The organism is Bacillus sp. FSL H8-0492, from assembly GCF_038006145.1.
In the GTDB taxonomy this organism is placed as follows: domain Bacteria; phylum Bacillota; class Bacilli; order Bacillales; family Bacillaceae_G; genus Bacillus_A; species Bacillus_A mycoides.
The window spans coordinates 1681064-1695988 of record NZ_JBBOUP010000001.1 but is presented as its reverse complement, the minus strand read 5'-3'; the positions used below and the strand labels follow the sequence as shown (position 1 = coordinate 1695988).

General features: G+C 34.2%; 19 protein-coding genes and 1 pseudogene. 8 read left to right on the top strand and 12 right to left on the bottom strand.

The window, feature by feature from the left end; translation table 11 throughout:
• Positions 1-83: 83 nt before the first annotated feature.
• A complete protein-coding gene (hutP, locus tag MHH66_RS08660; protein WP_000926519.1) occupies positions 84-524 on the bottom strand; it encodes a hut operon transcriptional regulator HutP in 441 nt (146 codons plus the stop codon).
• Positions 525-883: 359 nt separating this feature from the next.
• The gene (locus MHH66_RS08655) at positions 884-1084 is read right to left on the bottom strand and encodes a hypothetical protein (RefSeq protein ID WP_078185589.1); all 201 of its coding nucleotides are present in this window, start codon (positions 1082-1084) and stop codon (positions 884-886) included.
• Positions 1085-1260: 176 nt separating this feature from the next.
• On the opposite strand from MHH66_RS08655, the gene MHH66_RS08650 reads away from it, so the two are divergent.
• Positions 1261-2202: a class I SAM-dependent methyltransferase gene (locus MHH66_RS08650; protein WP_063219754.1), complete on the top strand. Its 942-nt coding sequence runs from the start codon at positions 1261-1263 to the stop codon at positions 2200-2202.
• Positions 2203-2215: 13 nt separating this feature from the next.
• On the opposite strand, the pseudogene MHH66_RS28570 reads toward MHH66_RS08650, so the two are convergent.
• Both MHH66_RS28570 and MHH66_RS08645 read right to left on the bottom strand, forming a co-directional pair.
• A pseudogene (locus MHH66_RS28570) lies at positions 2216-2362 on the bottom strand (DJ-1/PfpI family protein); the annotation flags it as partial.
• 4 nt (positions 2363-2366) lie between these two features.
• On the bottom strand, positions 2367-2945 hold the full coding sequence (locus tag MHH66_RS08645; RefSeq protein WP_063219755.1) for an AAA family ATPase: 579 nt from the start codon (positions 2943-2945) through the stop codon (positions 2367-2369).
• A 254-nt stretch (positions 2946-3199) separates the two neighbouring features.
• Here MHH66_RS08645 and MHH66_RS08640 point away from each other — a divergent pair, with 254 nt between their 5' ends.
• Entirely contained in the window at positions 3200-3496 is a 297-nt protein-coding gene (locus MHH66_RS08640; RefSeq protein WP_000262392.1) for a hypothetical protein, read from the top strand.
• Between the two features lie 103 nt (positions 3497-3599).
• On the top strand, positions 3600-4031 hold the full coding sequence (locus tag MHH66_RS08635; protein ID WP_016092107.1) for a DUF2621 domain-containing protein: 432 nt from the start codon (positions 3600-3602) through the stop codon (positions 4029-4031).
• Positions 4032-4165: 134 nt separating this feature from the next.
• Here MHH66_RS08635 and MHH66_RS08630 read toward each other — a convergent pair whose 3' ends face one another.
• Positions 4166-4672: a CcdC family protein gene (locus tag MHH66_RS08630; RefSeq protein WP_002014224.1), complete on the bottom strand. Its 507-nt coding sequence runs from the start codon at positions 4670-4672 to the stop codon at positions 4166-4168.
• A gap of 90 nt (positions 4673-4762) precedes the next feature.
• On the bottom strand, positions 4763-5470 hold the full coding sequence (gene ccdA / locus MHH66_RS08625; RefSeq protein WP_001152684.1) for a cytochrome c-type biogenesis protein CcdA: 708 nt from the start codon (positions 5468-5470) through the stop codon (positions 4763-4765).
• A 487-nt stretch (positions 5471-5957) separates the two neighbouring features.
• Between ccdA and MHH66_RS08620 the strand changes: the two genes are divergently transcribed.
• Positions 5958-6866 (top strand): EamA family transporter, encoded by a 909-nt coding sequence (locus MHH66_RS08620; protein WP_002128551.1) that lies wholly within the window; start codon positions 5958-5960, stop codon positions 6864-6866.
• Positions 6867-6954: 88 nt separating this feature from the next.
• Entirely contained in the window at positions 6955-8115 is a 1161-nt protein-coding gene (locus MHH66_RS08615) for a M20 peptidase aminoacylase family protein (RefSeq protein ID WP_063219756.1), read from the top strand.
• 21 nt (positions 8116-8136) lie between these two features.
• Here MHH66_RS08615 and MHH66_RS08610 read toward each other — a convergent pair whose 3' ends face one another.
• The 4 genes from MHH66_RS08610 to alsR all read right to left on the bottom strand — a co-directional run bounded on the left by MHH66_RS08610 (position 8137) and on the right by alsR (position 11820).
• Positions 8137-9084 (bottom strand): ABC transporter permease, encoded by a 948-nt coding sequence (locus MHH66_RS08610; protein WP_078185591.1) that lies wholly within the window; start codon positions 9082-9084, stop codon positions 8137-8139.
• The gene (locus MHH66_RS08605; protein ID WP_078185592.1) at positions 9077-9988 is read right to left on the bottom strand and encodes an ABC transporter ATP-binding protein; all 912 of its coding nucleotides are present in this window, start codon (positions 9986-9988) and stop codon (positions 9077-9079) included. The genes MHH66_RS08610 and MHH66_RS08605 overlap by 8 nt, the downstream gene beginning before the upstream one ends.
• A 94-nt stretch (positions 9989-10082) precedes the next feature.
• Positions 10083-10658 carry an FtsX-like permease family protein gene (locus MHH66_RS08600; RefSeq protein ID WP_078185593.1) on the bottom strand — a complete coding sequence of 192 codons (576 nt, stop codon included), beginning with the start codon at positions 10656-10658 and terminating at the stop codon, positions 10083-10085.
• Between the two features lie 253 nt (positions 10659-10911).
• Entirely contained in the window at positions 10912-11820 is a 909-nt protein-coding gene (alsR, locus tag MHH66_RS08595) for an acetoin biosynthesis transcriptional regulator AlsR (protein WP_002128558.1), read from the bottom strand.
• A gap of 151 nt (positions 11821-11971) precedes the next feature.
• Here alsR and MHH66_RS08590 point away from each other — a divergent pair, with 151 nt between their 5' ends.
• Together MHH66_RS08590 and MHH66_RS08585 are read left to right on the top strand one after the other, a co-directional pair.
• Positions 11972-12337 (top strand): CidA/LrgA family holin-like protein, encoded by a 366-nt coding sequence (locus MHH66_RS08590; protein WP_000872360.1) that lies wholly within the window; start codon positions 11972-11974, stop codon positions 12335-12337.
• The gene (locus MHH66_RS08585; protein WP_063219759.1) at positions 12334-13011 is read left to right on the top strand and encodes an LrgB family protein; all 678 of its coding nucleotides are present in this window, start codon (positions 12334-12336) and stop codon (positions 13009-13011) included. Before MHH66_RS08590 ends, MHH66_RS08585 begins: the two co-directional genes overlap by 4 nt.
• Before the next feature lie 12 nt (positions 13012-13023).
• On the opposite strand, the gene MHH66_RS08580 is transcribed toward MHH66_RS08585, so the two are convergent.
• A complete protein-coding gene (locus MHH66_RS08580) occupies positions 13024-13437 on the bottom strand; it encodes an NUDIX hydrolase (RefSeq protein ID WP_078185594.1) in 414 nt (137 codons plus the stop codon).
• Positions 13438-13579: 142 nt separating this feature from the next.
• Between MHH66_RS08580 and MHH66_RS08575 the strand changes: the two genes are divergently transcribed.
• Entirely contained in the window at positions 13580-13780 is a 201-nt protein-coding gene (locus MHH66_RS08575; RefSeq protein WP_002137765.1) for a DUF3903 domain-containing protein, read from the top strand.
• 320 nt (positions 13781-14100) lie between these two features.
• Here MHH66_RS08575 and MHH66_RS08570 read toward each other — a convergent pair whose 3' ends face one another.
• Positions 14101-14856 (bottom strand): sulfite exporter TauE/SafE family protein, encoded by a 756-nt coding sequence (locus MHH66_RS08570; protein WP_002137766.1) that lies wholly within the window; start codon positions 14854-14856, stop codon positions 14101-14103.
• Between the last annotated feature and the right edge of the window lie 69 nt (positions 14857-14925).

The following is a 14925-nucleotide window of genomic DNA, read 5'->3' as shown; positions in this document are numbered from 1 at the left end:
GGCAAAAGGGGACCTTATCTTTTTAAGACAGACTCCTGTCCTAAAAAATAAGGCCCCCTTCTAACTAATAGACTATGGGCAAATCATATGTGATTAATTCCTAAACCAATCGCCTCATGCTCAGATCCTTTTACAGGTGCACCAATCGTTCCATAAAGCGCAACAGCAACCCATTCGCCTTCTTTTTTTCCGTCGTATGGTGTACCGCGCACAATCGCAAAGCGAAGTCCTACTGTACGAAGAACGTCTGCTAACTGAATTTGACCTCTCGTCACTCCGTACAAAGCTTCCATAATTGCATGATAAAGTGCATGTGTTTCTCTGTAAACATCTGTTTCAATAACTCGGTTGCTCTTAGCCGCTGTTTCCATTGCTGCTACTACTTTTTGCGAATTCATAGAACCAACTTTCCCAGTACAATATTTCCAACCTTTCGGAATAGATAATACGGGACTTTCATTCTCATCCGCAAGTGCCAACAGCATGGCCATACGACCAATTCGATGTGTTCCTTGAAGAAGCATGTGACTCTCTCATTTCTTTTGAATTATTTGAATATTACTTAATTTAAGAATATATGAAAACGGTTAAATCGTCAATAGTTTAAAATATTATTCAAGCAATTTTTTATCCCTCTCATACTTGTACTTGTGTACACAATTTATTTACAGATTTTTTTCAGACGTGCTATAGTTTCACTAACATGTAAAAAGACAATAAAGTTATTTAATTTTAAAACCTAAAACAAGCATAACCCCGTTCTAAATTTAAGACGGGGTTAAAATATAGTTGTTTAATTTGCTATATATGATACTTCACTGTACTCAAAAATATAACCATAAAGTCGTTTAAAAATCTAAAGTTTCTTCAAAAATAGCGCCCTTTAGCTGACTAAACGAATTATATAATCTCCATTGAAAAATAAAATCAAGTCGCCAAGTGCACCAATACAAAAAAACATAAAATAATAACTTGCAATTGTGATTTCTTTGTTAAACAGCTCTTTAAATGCCTGAATAAACAACTTATCAAACTTAAACCAACTTAATATCCAACCTGTTAAAAGAAAAATTATAATCATCATTTCTTTTTTCTTACCCCCTCTTAAATTTACATTTTCATACTCAACAAAATGGCCCGATTGTTGAATAACATGACTGGCGTTTTTTAAACAACTTTATTATGTTTTAAACGACTTTATTATAAATTAAACAACTTTATTATCTCTGTACATAACAGATGCAAAGGGGCGAGATTTCAGTGGCGAAGCGAAAGGATATTCATTTTCGAATTGAAGAAAAATTACTTGTAAGGTTTGAATCGGCACTCCATTACGAAAGTCTAAATAAAACAGACGTATTAACACATGCGATCCAGCAATTTTGCATAAAGGTGGAATGTGAAAAAATGAATGATGTAAAACGCCAATACAACGTTAGTAACTATTTACAAACACGTATCGATACGCATACATATTTCGAAGAGAAACGAGTGCATGTAGATGAAGTCGTCATTGAACATTTACAACTCCAAGGGGAAGAAAAAATATTAGAGGTCGGGTGCGCTAATGGAAAATTCCTTTCCCTTTTGCAAAACAATGGTCATAAAGGCCAGTTAACCGGCTTTGATCAATCGAAAACCATGATTTCTGAAGCCGCTATAACGAATAATACGATTGAATGGAAACTCGGTGACGCTAGTAAACTTCCTTTCGAAGCTAATTGTTATGACTGGGTAATCGCAAGACATATGTTATACCATATGAAAGATGTCGAGAAAACAATTCAAGGATTCCATAAAGTAATTCGTCCCGGCGGCGCCCTTTTAGCTACAACAAATTCTAAAGTTTCATTGCCTCGTATAGTTGAAATGTGCAACAAAATGTTAGTCGCATTTGATTTACCGAAAACATCACCAGCAGTCGCTCCATTTTGTTTAGAAAATGGTAAAGATCTATTACAATCTGTTTTTCCAATTGTTGAAGAAACAATTATTCATAATGCACTTGTTTTTCATCATTCCACTCCAATCGTTAACTATATTTCTAGCATGTTTCCGTCGCTGAACATACCTGATAATATGTCCCTTCACACCGAAATGAAGGAATGGCTAAAAGAAGAAATAGAAAATGAATTAACAATTCATGACGGTATATGGAGCGATCCGAAAACGTTAGTGATTTATCAATGTAAAAAAAGCTAGCATTTGCTAGCTTTTACACGTTTTCTGGTAAGAGCTTCTCCATCATCATATTGCCCTTGCCACTATAAAAATTTATATTATGTTCATTCGCTACCCCAAAATAAGAGGCAATCGCTATTCCAAATGGTACAAATGCATGTCCTTGTGCTGTAATAATATTTTTTTCATAGCCTTTTCTCCCTTAGCCACCCTATAAAATATGCCTCTAATTCGTCCACTGATAATATATTAGTGTCCACATAAGTTACGGGAAATTGTTTATACCATTCTTTTTCAACTTCTACTAATCTAAATTGTTCCTCAAATGTACTTCGATTTCTTGCCCTATCATTATTTTTTCTATCATACAAATTCTCTTTCGAAACATCTAAATAAAAAATTGCATCTGAACGACATTCTCTTAATTTATACAATTCATCTTTTAATTCTGTTTCTATACCCCACTCTTTCCCTATCACTTTCGGATAAAAGAGTGTATAAAATTCAATATCTTCTGGCCCACGATCAAAAATCACGACTGAACTTTTCACATTTTGAAACTCTTTTATTTTTGCTTCAATAAACATTTTTTGATTTGTACTAAACCCCTCTTTTGTACACATATCCAAATTTAATTTTTTTCGCTTTTCTACAATTGGATAAGGATTTTCATATATAACTGAAAGCCCACATCGCTCTAAGCTTTTGGCCAATGTTGTTTTTCCACTTGCCATCGGTCCTTGAAGTGAAATTACGTATACCATCCCTCTCATTCCCTTTTCTTATAATACATTGATAATATACAGAATTTTGAAAACTATCAACATAATATATAGCATCTTGTTTCTTATTCTTATGTAACTTATAATAAAAAATAGAGATTATGACGGACGCATCAATAATGTAAGCTTGGAAATCCAAGCTTACATTATTTTTTGCTTTCCCTTTTCTTATAAAAAGAGTATACTAGATTAGAACGTATGTTCTTAATAATTACATACAGTAAGGAGATAGAACAATGGTATACGACACAAAAGCAATTTCTTGGAATGCATCTTTAAAACAACTTCAACGCCGCTATACAAACAAACAAGTTGACCGAAAAGAATTTGAAGATATTGAACTAATGGAATTCTTCCGCGATAACGACTACATTTCTTTACCTACACATATAAGCGGCCTATCAACAGCGCGTTTTACTTCTTACTCTATTTTCACAACTGAAGATAAAGATCGTAAAGTTGGCACACTTATTATTGAGTACGTTGAAGACGATAATAATAATTTATGTGTTGAACAACTATACTTCGTTTAAACTATAACGCTTGGTCAAACTGACCAAGCGTTCTTGCTTTCTATGAATCTCACTGTTTATAATATGAATAAAAGAAAACCGCAATCATTAAGGGGGGATACACTTGCTCGAAGGATGGTTCAGTTGGTTTATTGTATTATGGACTGTTATTTTATTAGGACTTATGTCTATCGGTGGATACTTTATGTTCAGAAAATTTTTAAAACGATTACCGAAAGAAGACGGTATGTCCATTTTAGATTGGGAAGAGCACTATATTAATAAAACGAGACATTTATGGGATGATGAACAAAAACAATTATTAGAAGAACTAGTAAGTCCCGTTCCTGAACTATTTCGTGATGTTGCCACGTCAAAGATTGCCGGTAAAATTGGTGAACTTGCAATAAAGGAAAACGCTTCAAAAATTACACAAGATTTAATTATACAAGGATATATCGTTGCCACACCGAAGCGCGACCATAAATTTTTAATTAAGAAACTTCAAGAAAAAAAGATTGATTATTCAAATTACAAATCTTTACTTGCAAAATAATCTTCATTTTTTATTTCCCTATTTTCGACAAGTTACGTTTTATACGTCGTGGTTGGGACAGAAGGTGCTAACAATACCAATAAAAAATACAGCGTCAAAGACGCTGTATTTTTTATTTTATACATGTACAATTTTCACGTTAACTTCATATCTTTTTCGTTATAAAAACCGTCTTCTTTTTCCATTTCCTTCTGTAATTTCGTAAAGGAACGGTACATTGCAATTCTCCATGAAACGATCATTGCAAACGCAAGTAAGAAGAACATGCCACTAAGTTGTCCTAAATCAAGAGATTGGCTTAAGTATGTTTTAAATACAATCCGCACGACAAGTAATCCAATTAGTATAAAAACAAATGCTTTTGAACGCTTCAAATAAATCTCTTGTCCTCTAATTTCAAATTTAGATGTTTTAATAAGAAAAATAGAGAAAAACAAACCGACGCCAATTGCTTCTAACATTTCTGCTGGAGTTAATCGAAATTCAGGAAAAACAAACATCAACGCTCCCGTGCTCATAAAAAATGGGGGAAGTATAATTTTTTTCAATGTTGCAGGTTTCTTAGCTGCTTTTAAACGAATAAACATCGCACCGACAGCCATACAAACAGCAACGATACTTGATAACAGAACTATGTTCATATTTTCTCATCCTTTTTTGTGGCTATATGCAAAATATAATTTTATTATATGCTTTTCCGTTAGTATTTCCAACATTTTCACAGAATAATACTAAAAACCGGTAAAACCACCAAATAAACTTGAGAAATATACGATAATTTTCGTCATCCAGTTAAAATATAGGAAGATACCCATGACAATCATAACGTATCCTCCAATCTTCATGAATTTCATACTATTTCTTTTAATCCAAGACATTTTCGTAATAAAGAATGAAAGTACGAAAAACGGGATAGCAAATCCAAGTATGTAAGCAATCATATAAATCATTGCCGATTCTGGATTTGTTGCAGCTAATCCAATTACAGACACTAATATAGGTCCAGTACAAGGTGTCCATCCAGCAGCAAAAGCCAATCCAATTAAAACTGAACCAAAATAACCACTCGGACGATTTTTAAACGTAAATTTACGGTCTTGCATTAAAAACTTCGGTTTAAACACACCGACAATAATAAGACCAAACACGATGATAAATATACCGCCTAACTGTCTAATTAAATCTTTATAATTTGTAAAGATGCCTCCAATAAAACTTGTACCAAATCCAATTGCAATAAAAATAATTGAAAAACCAAGTAAGAAAAACGCTGTATGTATCATACTTCTTTTGCGAAGCATTGCATTTTCTTCTTTCAATTCAGAAACCGACATACCTGTTATGTATGATAAAAATGCCGGATAAAGCGGTAAGCAACATGGGGATATAAATGATAAGAACCCAGCTCCAAACGCTAAAAAAATACTAATATCTTGCATTATTCCACTCCTCTCCTCTTCAATATTGTAGCAAAAACAATTGAAAATACTATGGACATTTCATGAATTCACTTTTCCAACATGACAATAAGAAAAACTACCCTTTCACACATTTTCTAATAAAACGTTTTCATTCCCTTCTATTATATAGAAAAATCTCAATTGAATTATGAAACTCTTTCTAATTGTTACTAACATAACAAAGGTTCCACAGTTTCTCAAATGATTAGCACATTATAATTGACTTCACACCTATTGGCCTTAAAAATTTTTTTCAAATGCTGTCTTTATACAACATAAAGCTGATTTTACAATACTTTAATTATTATTAATTTCAAGATTATGCATAAATATCATACTTTTATTATTATTCTATAAAATTTTGCACTTTTCTTTCATTTGACCCTTCATTTTTAATTTTGTATACTTCCCTCTAGTTATATATGTCCGTTACGGAACAATTTCATATAGATGGGAGGAATTTTTCATGCTTCGTTATTCTCTTTTAGTTTTATTAGGAGCGTGTAGTTATGGGGTTTTAGCTATTTTTGTTAAACTTGCATATGCAGAAGGGTTTTCACTTGGAGAGGTAATTGGTAGCCAGTATTTGTTCGGTTGGATTATTTTACTTGCTATTACACTTCTATTTTCTAGACATCGTGTTCCACTAAAACAAATGTTAATTTTATTCGTCGCAGGAACGTCTGCAAGTTTTACTGGAATTTTTTATTACGCTTCTTTAAAAACTGTACCAGCTTCTATTGCAATTATACTTTTATTCCAGTTCGTTTGGGTTGGAATTATCATTGAAGCAGTCGCAACAAAAACATTACCTTCAAGAGAAAAAGTTATTTCAGTAATCTTCTTACTTGCAGGTACATTTTTATCAAGTGGGTTATTAGAAACATCAGCTGGTGATTTCGATACGACTGGAATCATTTTAGGCTTATTATCTGCTATTACATTTGCAACATACATTTTCGTAAGCGGGAAAGTTGCCGTTGAAGTACCTTCTTTACCACGTGGTGTCCTTTTAATGGCTGGCGCTTTAACTTTAGTCATGATCGTATTCCCGCCAACATTTATTTTTAACGGGGCGATCTCTCAAGGCCTTTGGAAATACGGCTTAGGATTAGGAATATTTAGTATCGTTATTCCGTCCATTGCCTTTACAATTGGCATTCCAAAAATCGGTTCTGGATTAGCAACTATTCTTGGTGCAGCAGAACTACCAGTTACAACTATTATGTCTGTATTCGTTTTAAAAGAAGCTGTACTATCTTCACAATGGTTCGGTGTATCACTTATTTTAATCGGTATCGCAATCCCGCAAATTGCATACGCAATGCGTGGGCGTTATCGAAAACAGCATACTCATAAAAAAGTTGCAGCATAAAACGAGAGAGGATTTTCATTTGAGAATCCTCTCTTTTATTATTGTATAATTAATACAAATACTTCACTTAAGAAAGAGGGCATAATAAGTGACATCTATTCCTGATCAATTAACAGAAAAACTTATTTCCATTCGTCGGCATTTACATGAAAATCCAGAACTATCATACGAAGAATTTGAAACGACAAAAGCGATAAAAAATTGGTTAGACGAGGCCAATATCACTATTATTGATTCCAATTTAGAAACAGGAGTTATCGCTGAAATTTCTGGTAATAAAAACGGACCGGTTGTAGCGCTTCGTGCTGATATCGATGCCCTTCCTATCCAGGAAGAAACTGACCTTCCATACACTTCAAAAATACAAGGTAAAATGCATGCTTGTGGGCATGATTTTCATACAGCTGCTGTATTGGGTGCGGCTTACTTATTAAAAGAAAAAGAAGCTTCTCTTAATGGAATTGTCCGCCTTATATTCCAGCCAGCCGAAGAAAGTAGTAATGGTGCTTGCAAAGTTATTGAAGCTGGGCATTTACGTGGCGTGCAAGCTATTTTCGGTATGCATAATAAACCTGATTTACCAGTAGGTACAATCGGTATTAAAGATGGGCCACTAATGGCCGGAGTTGATCGATTTGAAATTGAAATCCATGGTGTTGGTACACATGCAGCTGTGCCTGATGCCGGCGTCGATCCTATCGTTGCATCATCTCAAATCGTTATGGCACTTCAAACGATTGTAAGCCGAAATATTAGTTCTTCTCATAACGCTGTCGTAAGTGTAACAAACATTCATTCAGGGAATACGTGGAACGTTATTCCCGAAAAAGCAATATTAGAAGGAACTGTCCGTACATTCCAAGCTGAAACACGTGAAAAGATTCCGGCATTAATGAAACGTATCATTAATGGCGTTTCTGATGCATTAGGTGTAAAAACAGAATTCCGATTTTATCCAGGTCCTCCTGCTGTTCAAAACGATAAAGTACTCACTGATTTTTCTATTCATATTGCAGAGAAAATGAATCTAAACGTTACCTCTCCTACACCATCAATGGCAGGAGAAGACTTTTCTTTTTACCAACAAGAAATACCAGGTTCATTCGTCTTTATGGGAACAAGTGGTACACATGAATGGCATCATCCAGCTTTTACAGTAGATGAAAAAGCATTGCCTATTAGCGCAGAGTATTTCGCCCTATTAGCCGAAGAAGCTATTCATCAATTATTACAAACAAAAAGCCGTTAAGTTACCCTTAACGGCTTTTGCTTATGCTGTTAAATCTCGTTTTATAAATACAGTATAGGAAACCCCTAAAAATACAGCTAAGTATAGAAGAAGCATACAAGAAGCAAATGGGAATGTTACTCCATCAATAAAGCTTCCATTCTTTGAAATACTATATAAATCTGTGTTTGCCGGCAATAAATATTTCGCCCATTCATATCTAGTTGCTGCTATTAACGCAATATTTCCTGATAAAGCAAGAAATAGCGAAATACCAATTGCGCCGCCACTAGATCTCGTTAAAACAGAAATCATAAACGCAAACGCTGCGTACACAATGGTTGGCAACCACGATAAAACATAATACTTACTTGCTTCCACAAAAATATTTTGTTTTATAATATTTCCATCTTGGAAAATAAATTCACTCCATGCAGGCTGTTGGAATTTATAAATAGCAAGTCCACATAAAACGGAGAAAATCATATTAAATATAAACAATAACGCTCCAAATATAACGATTGCCAAAAACTTAGATGTTAAAATTTTAAATCGGCTCGCTGGACGAATTGCTAAAAATTTATATGTTCCCCAGCTATATTCATTCGCAAAAATCGTACTCGCATATACGAGAATAAACGGAAGTAAAATTGGAAATACGATAAAACCTGTATCTCTCATAAATGAAAGCGGAGAACTACTTGCTGGCGCTGTATTCGTATCTAAATGCTTCATTTTAAGCTGGTATTCCTTTACAAGCTCGTCTCCTGACTTTTCTGTTAAAATATCCTCTTTTTTCATGCCGAGCTTTTTCTCAATTTCTACAGTGCGTTCTGTATAATCCGCTTTCCACCCTTTTGTTTCTGGCTCTAAATATTTTACCGTAACCCATCCTAATCCAATAATTAATACCGCAATAACTGCAAAAGGAATAATCGTTCGCTTTCGCTTAAATATTTTATACAGCTCGTTATAAACTAAATTAAACAATATCTTTTCCTCCTGTTAATTCTAAAAACTGCTCTTCTAGCGTTTTTCTTTCTTCATATACACGATAAACTTGAATGTTTTTCTCCATTAATGTACGAAGAATATTTGGAACTTCTTCATCTTTCACGTTTATAATTAATTCGTTTTCTTTTACTAAAACATCGTATTCTAAAACCTCTGCCGCTTTATTCGCATCATCTACACGTATATGTATTTCTTCTGTTTCTTCCTTTTTATCACTTTGAATATTTTGTGTTGCGACATATTCTCCATGCTGAATAATAATAACCCTGTCACACATTAATTCAACTTCTGAGAGTAAGTGACTAGAAACAAGAACAGCTTTTCCTTGTTCATGCGCAATTTTCTTTATGTACATCCGCATTTCATGTATACCACTAGGATCTAATCCGTTCGTCGGTTCGTCTAGTATTAATACATCTGGATTATGTACAAGTGCCTGAGCAATTCCTAAACGCTGTCTCATACCGAGTGAATATGCTTTTACTTTACGGTCAATTACTTGTCCCATTCCTAGCAATTGCACTACTTCATCGATACGCTCTTCAGTCACATTCCCATTCATTCGTCCGAAATATGTTAAATTTTCATAGCCGCTTAAGAAAGGATAAAATTCTGGTGTCTCAATTACAGCACCAATTTTCGCAGCAGTTTTTTCAAATTGCTGTTTTACAGATTGACCATCAATCCATACTTCTCCTTCTGTCATACGAATCATTCCGACCATCATTCGCATTAATGTCGTTTTTCCAGCACCATTTGGTCCTAATAAGCCAACTACTTCACCTTTTTTCACTTCAAAACTAATATTTTCTACTAACATCTTTGAACCAATTCGCTTTGTTAATCGATCAACTTTTACGATCGCTTGCTCATTTATCATTCCATACAACCTTTCTTCTTAACTCTTTTTTTCAGTTCTTCCCACTGTATCATGATTAATAACATGTGTAAAATGAAGAAAAAGCCATGATTTCTCATGCCTTTCTCCTCGTTTCATATGAATTTTCACCCTTTAACCTTTGTGTAAACCTACAACATTGCCACATTGATATTATAATGACGGTTATCATAACAACTGCTGTTATCCTTATCGCATACGTCGTAATCGGTGCATTTGTTAATCCTTGGATTCCTACTGCTTTCATAAAAATAATAATAAATAATTTCAAAAATAACATACCATGAATTAATCCGAAGACGAAAGCTCCCCCGTAAATTAATAATTGCTCCTGACATAATAAACATAACATTTCTTTTCTCTTCATATTCACTACTTCGTACGATTTAAACTCCTCTCTTCTTACCTGTAGAAGCGAGGCTGTCATTTTATAAGTAATGAAAATACATACAAAAACTACAAATAGAAACATAGCATAAAACCAATTTACAAATATAAGTGTATGTCCCGCTTTACTTATTACAGCTTCATTGAATCGGAATGATACCATAAAAAAACAAATCATTGTATTCATAGCAATCCACATAAATTGTTTTAACCTTTTGGTAGCAAATGTTTGTATATTTTTTCTCGCTAACCGAAATAAAGACATAGTTTCCCCCTACCTTACTTCATAACATACGCATTCTATACTACTAGTGTATAAGAATATGACATTTTAAACATCGCACTTCAATCGGAATCTTTACTAAGCCTTTAGTCCTAGAAACCACGCATATTGATCTCCTTAGCATTGAATAAAAAACAAAAAACGGAAATGCACTTTAGTTACATTTCCGTTTTTTGTTTAATGAGGTGAATCTTTATATAACTTAATTATCATGACTATCCTGTAACTTCATCAACTATTCAGCCTTCGCATCTTCCACTTCAATCCTTTTTTTCTCTCTTGCAATTTTCAAAAACTCTAACAACTCTGGATTGTTATTCATTTTTTTATAAGCCACTGACATTTCTGCAACAAAATTAGAATCACATAACTCTTTATATACAACTTCTGTTCTATACAATTTATTTGCGGATACAGGTATTACCGTAATTCCAATACCTGCCGCTACAAGCCCCATAACAGTTTGATACTCCGTTGCTTCTTGTACAATGTGCGGACTAAAACCTACATCACGGCAAAGCGATAAAATTGTATCATATAACGCTGGCCATACTGGTCTCGTAATAAATACGAACGGTTCATCCCTTAAATCTTCGATATGTATTTCGTCCTTTTCAGCAAGAGGATGTGCCTTCGGTAAACATAACGTACATGAAAGTTTTTGAATTGGTTCTAACTCAAGTAATTGCGTTGGAATTGGCGGACGTAAAAATCCAATATCAATTCGATTATCATGAAGTGCATGCACCTGATCCGGTGTGGACAATTCATGTAATGCTACAGACACTCTCGGAAATTTCTTTCTATACTCTCTGACGATTGACGGTAAAATATCATATATCGCCGCACCTACAAAACCAATTGAAAGTGATCCAACTTCTCCCCTTTGAGCACTTTGTGCAACTTCTACTGCTTTTTCAATTTGTTCAAACGCTTTTTTCACTTCTTTTAAAAACATTTCTCCTGCTTCTGTTAATTCAACCTTTCTCTTCGTTCTTGAAAATAACATAACTCCCATTTCTTTTTCTAATTGCTGAATTTGTTGACTAAGCGGTGGTTGTGTCATTTGTAAACGAGCAGCTGCTCGTCCAAAGTGTAATTCCTCTGCCACTACAACAAAATATTGCAAATGCCGTAATTCCATTTTGGACACCCTTTTCACTTTCGATTAATACATCTAATATATTAATAACATATAATTTATATATTAGACAAATATTTCGAATGAACGTATAGTAGAAATTGTGAATTCTTTTTTACAATTTTTATGTAAAAAACAAAGAGGTGGTTACTGTATGAAATGGTGGAAGTTAAGCGGACAAATTTTATTATTATTTTGTTTCGCTTGGACAGGTGAATGGATTGCAAAACAGGCACACCTCCCAGTTCCAGGAAGTATAATCGGTATTTTTTTATTGTTAATCTCATTAAAATTTAATATAGTGAAAAAAGAATGGATACAAGACGGTGCAGACTTTTTATTAAAAGAACTTATTTTATTTTTCATCCCTTCTGCAGTCGCTGTCATTCGTTACAAAGATACATTATCACAGTATGGAATCGATCTCATTTTAATTATCGTGATTAGTACACTTTGTGTCACTCTCGTAACAGGACTTTTAACAGAATTGCTATTAAAGCGGAAAGGATCAACACAATGATCGGCTTTCTTTGTTTACTATTAACACTATTCGCATATTGGGTATCTAAAAAAATGTATCAACGCTGGAATTGGAGTTTGCTTTCTCCCCTTCTTGTATGCCCAATCATTTTAATCGCTTTATTACTTGGATTAGATACACCATACGAAACCTACGAATCTGGTAGTCATTGGCTAACAGAATTATTAAAACCTGCAACAGTTGCTTTCGCATGGCCAATCTATAAATATTTTGATCTATTAAAAAAACATGGCACTGCTATTTTAATTAATGTCATTGTCGGTTCTTTTCTATCTGTTATTACTTCCGCACTACTAGCTAATTTTTTTCAAATTGACTCTACAATAGAACAAAGTTTAGCACCGCACATTGTAACAACACCTATTGCAATGGCTATTTCAGAAATGATTGGCGGCATGTCACAATTAACAGCAGTTTTCGTTGTATTAACTGCCTTAACTGGAGCATTACTCGGTCCTACACTCATACGCATATGCCGTATTAAAACAGCGCTCGCAAAAGGTATAATGCTAGGTACTAGCGCGAATGGAACCGGAACATCAAAAGCATTTGAAATCGGCCCTGTAGAAGGTACAATTGCAAGTTTATCAATGCTTTTAACAGCTGGAGCTAGTTTAGTTATCGTTCCACTTTTCTTATCGTGGATACACTAAAAAAGCAAGTATCTACACACTTGCTTTTTTATTTATATATCGGTATATTAGCTCGTAATCCTCCGGAAAAGCTAACGATAATTTTCCAACTTCATGTATCCCTTTCCAATCAATCTCATGTATTAACTCATCCGGATCTTGGATTTTCATATTACCGCCTATTTTTTTAACAAAGTAATAATGAACATACACCGGAATCCCGTATGTAATACCTTCTTTTTCGTATATTTTATTTACAACCTCCACATTGTAGCCTGTTTCCTCCCAAACTTCCCTGATACAACATTCTTCTAGTGTTTCTCCCTTTTCAAGTCCTCCACTTGGGACAGACCACCTTTTTTCTTCCCCCTCTTTTCCTTGCAATACCATTAAAATTTCATTTCTTTCATTTATACAAATAGCTGCCGTACCTATCCATCTCTCCATATACATCCCTCCCCTACTAAAATTCACCTTCTTTTTTATTTCCCCTTTGAAAAAAAGAGGAAATAAGTAAAAAGATGCCGAAAGTTTACATCAACTTCATGAGCAGTCCCTTCTTAGAAATTCAAACCGGAAGGATGAAATTATGATTTCTAAATATGTTGTGGAATGTGTTTTTTGTGAAGAAAACCGAAAACCTCGGCAAGCCATTGTCACAGTGCCTGCTACTTCTCAGCTACTAGCCATTCAAAAAGTACGAGCTGAATGTAAACGTCGCTTCGGAAAAACTTTATTATTGCAAACAGAAATTAAAGAAGACTTACTCATTGAACAAAAAGAAAGCTGACCATAAATTGGCCAGCTTTCTTATCCGATCATATTTTCACATGAAGATTAGGGGCATCCTCTTTAAGGATCGGGATTTACCCATTATGTGCGTTCCATAATGGTCATCGAACAATATATTTCTATACAATAAACTATTGAATAGAATAGGGCAAAACTTGTTCGCATTTTTAGAAAAGGGATAGGGATATAATTCAAGTAATACTTCGAATACTCGAACTTTATACTCATTATATTAAAGCAAATCCTTTTATATGAGAAATATGAATTACTTACATAATTCATTCGTAAAATATATTAATAGATTTCTATATATTCTCTTTAATCTACTAACAACATACATCCAGCTAATATTGGTGTCATAATCATCGAAAATCTTAGAAGCATGCGAGGTGCATAATTTGTAAACTTAGCTCCTATATATGCTCCTAACATTGTCCCGATTAAAACTTGTACTAATAATACATAATCTAAATACCCTTCCGAACTATATCCAAACCCACCTCCAATTGCGATTGGTAATATAACGAGCATTGTCGTCCCTACAGATTGACGGATTGTTAAACCTAATAGAACCATTAATCCGAGTTGGATAAAAGGTGCTGAGCCAATACCAAATGCACCTGCTAAAATTCCAGTCACCAATCCGAGGAATATACATTTAATCACGTTATCTTTCGAAAGTTCTTTATGCCCTTTTAAAGACGACTGTGATCTTTTTTGAAACATAATCAACCGAATAAACATAAAAATTGCCGATAAAAATAACATACCAGCTGTAAACCAATGCAACAGATGTGCTGGTATTAACGAACCAAACTTTGAACCAATAAAGGAACCAATCGCGCCAAATCCCCCAACAACTCCGCCTATTACAAGCACAACATTCCCTTCTCGGTAATGACTTACTACTCCAGATAATGTCGTAAATGCCATCGCAGTTAAAGATGTTGCAAGAGCAACATGAATAGGGATATGGAATACTAGAGTGAGTATCGCGATGATAAATCCTGCTCCCCCTGCTCCGACAAATCCTAATAAAACTCCCATTAATAACATTGTTATAATAATTGCCACATAATTCCCCTCCAATATCCCAATTATCTATCATATACACACTTCCATACAAACAAAAAGCACCCTAAG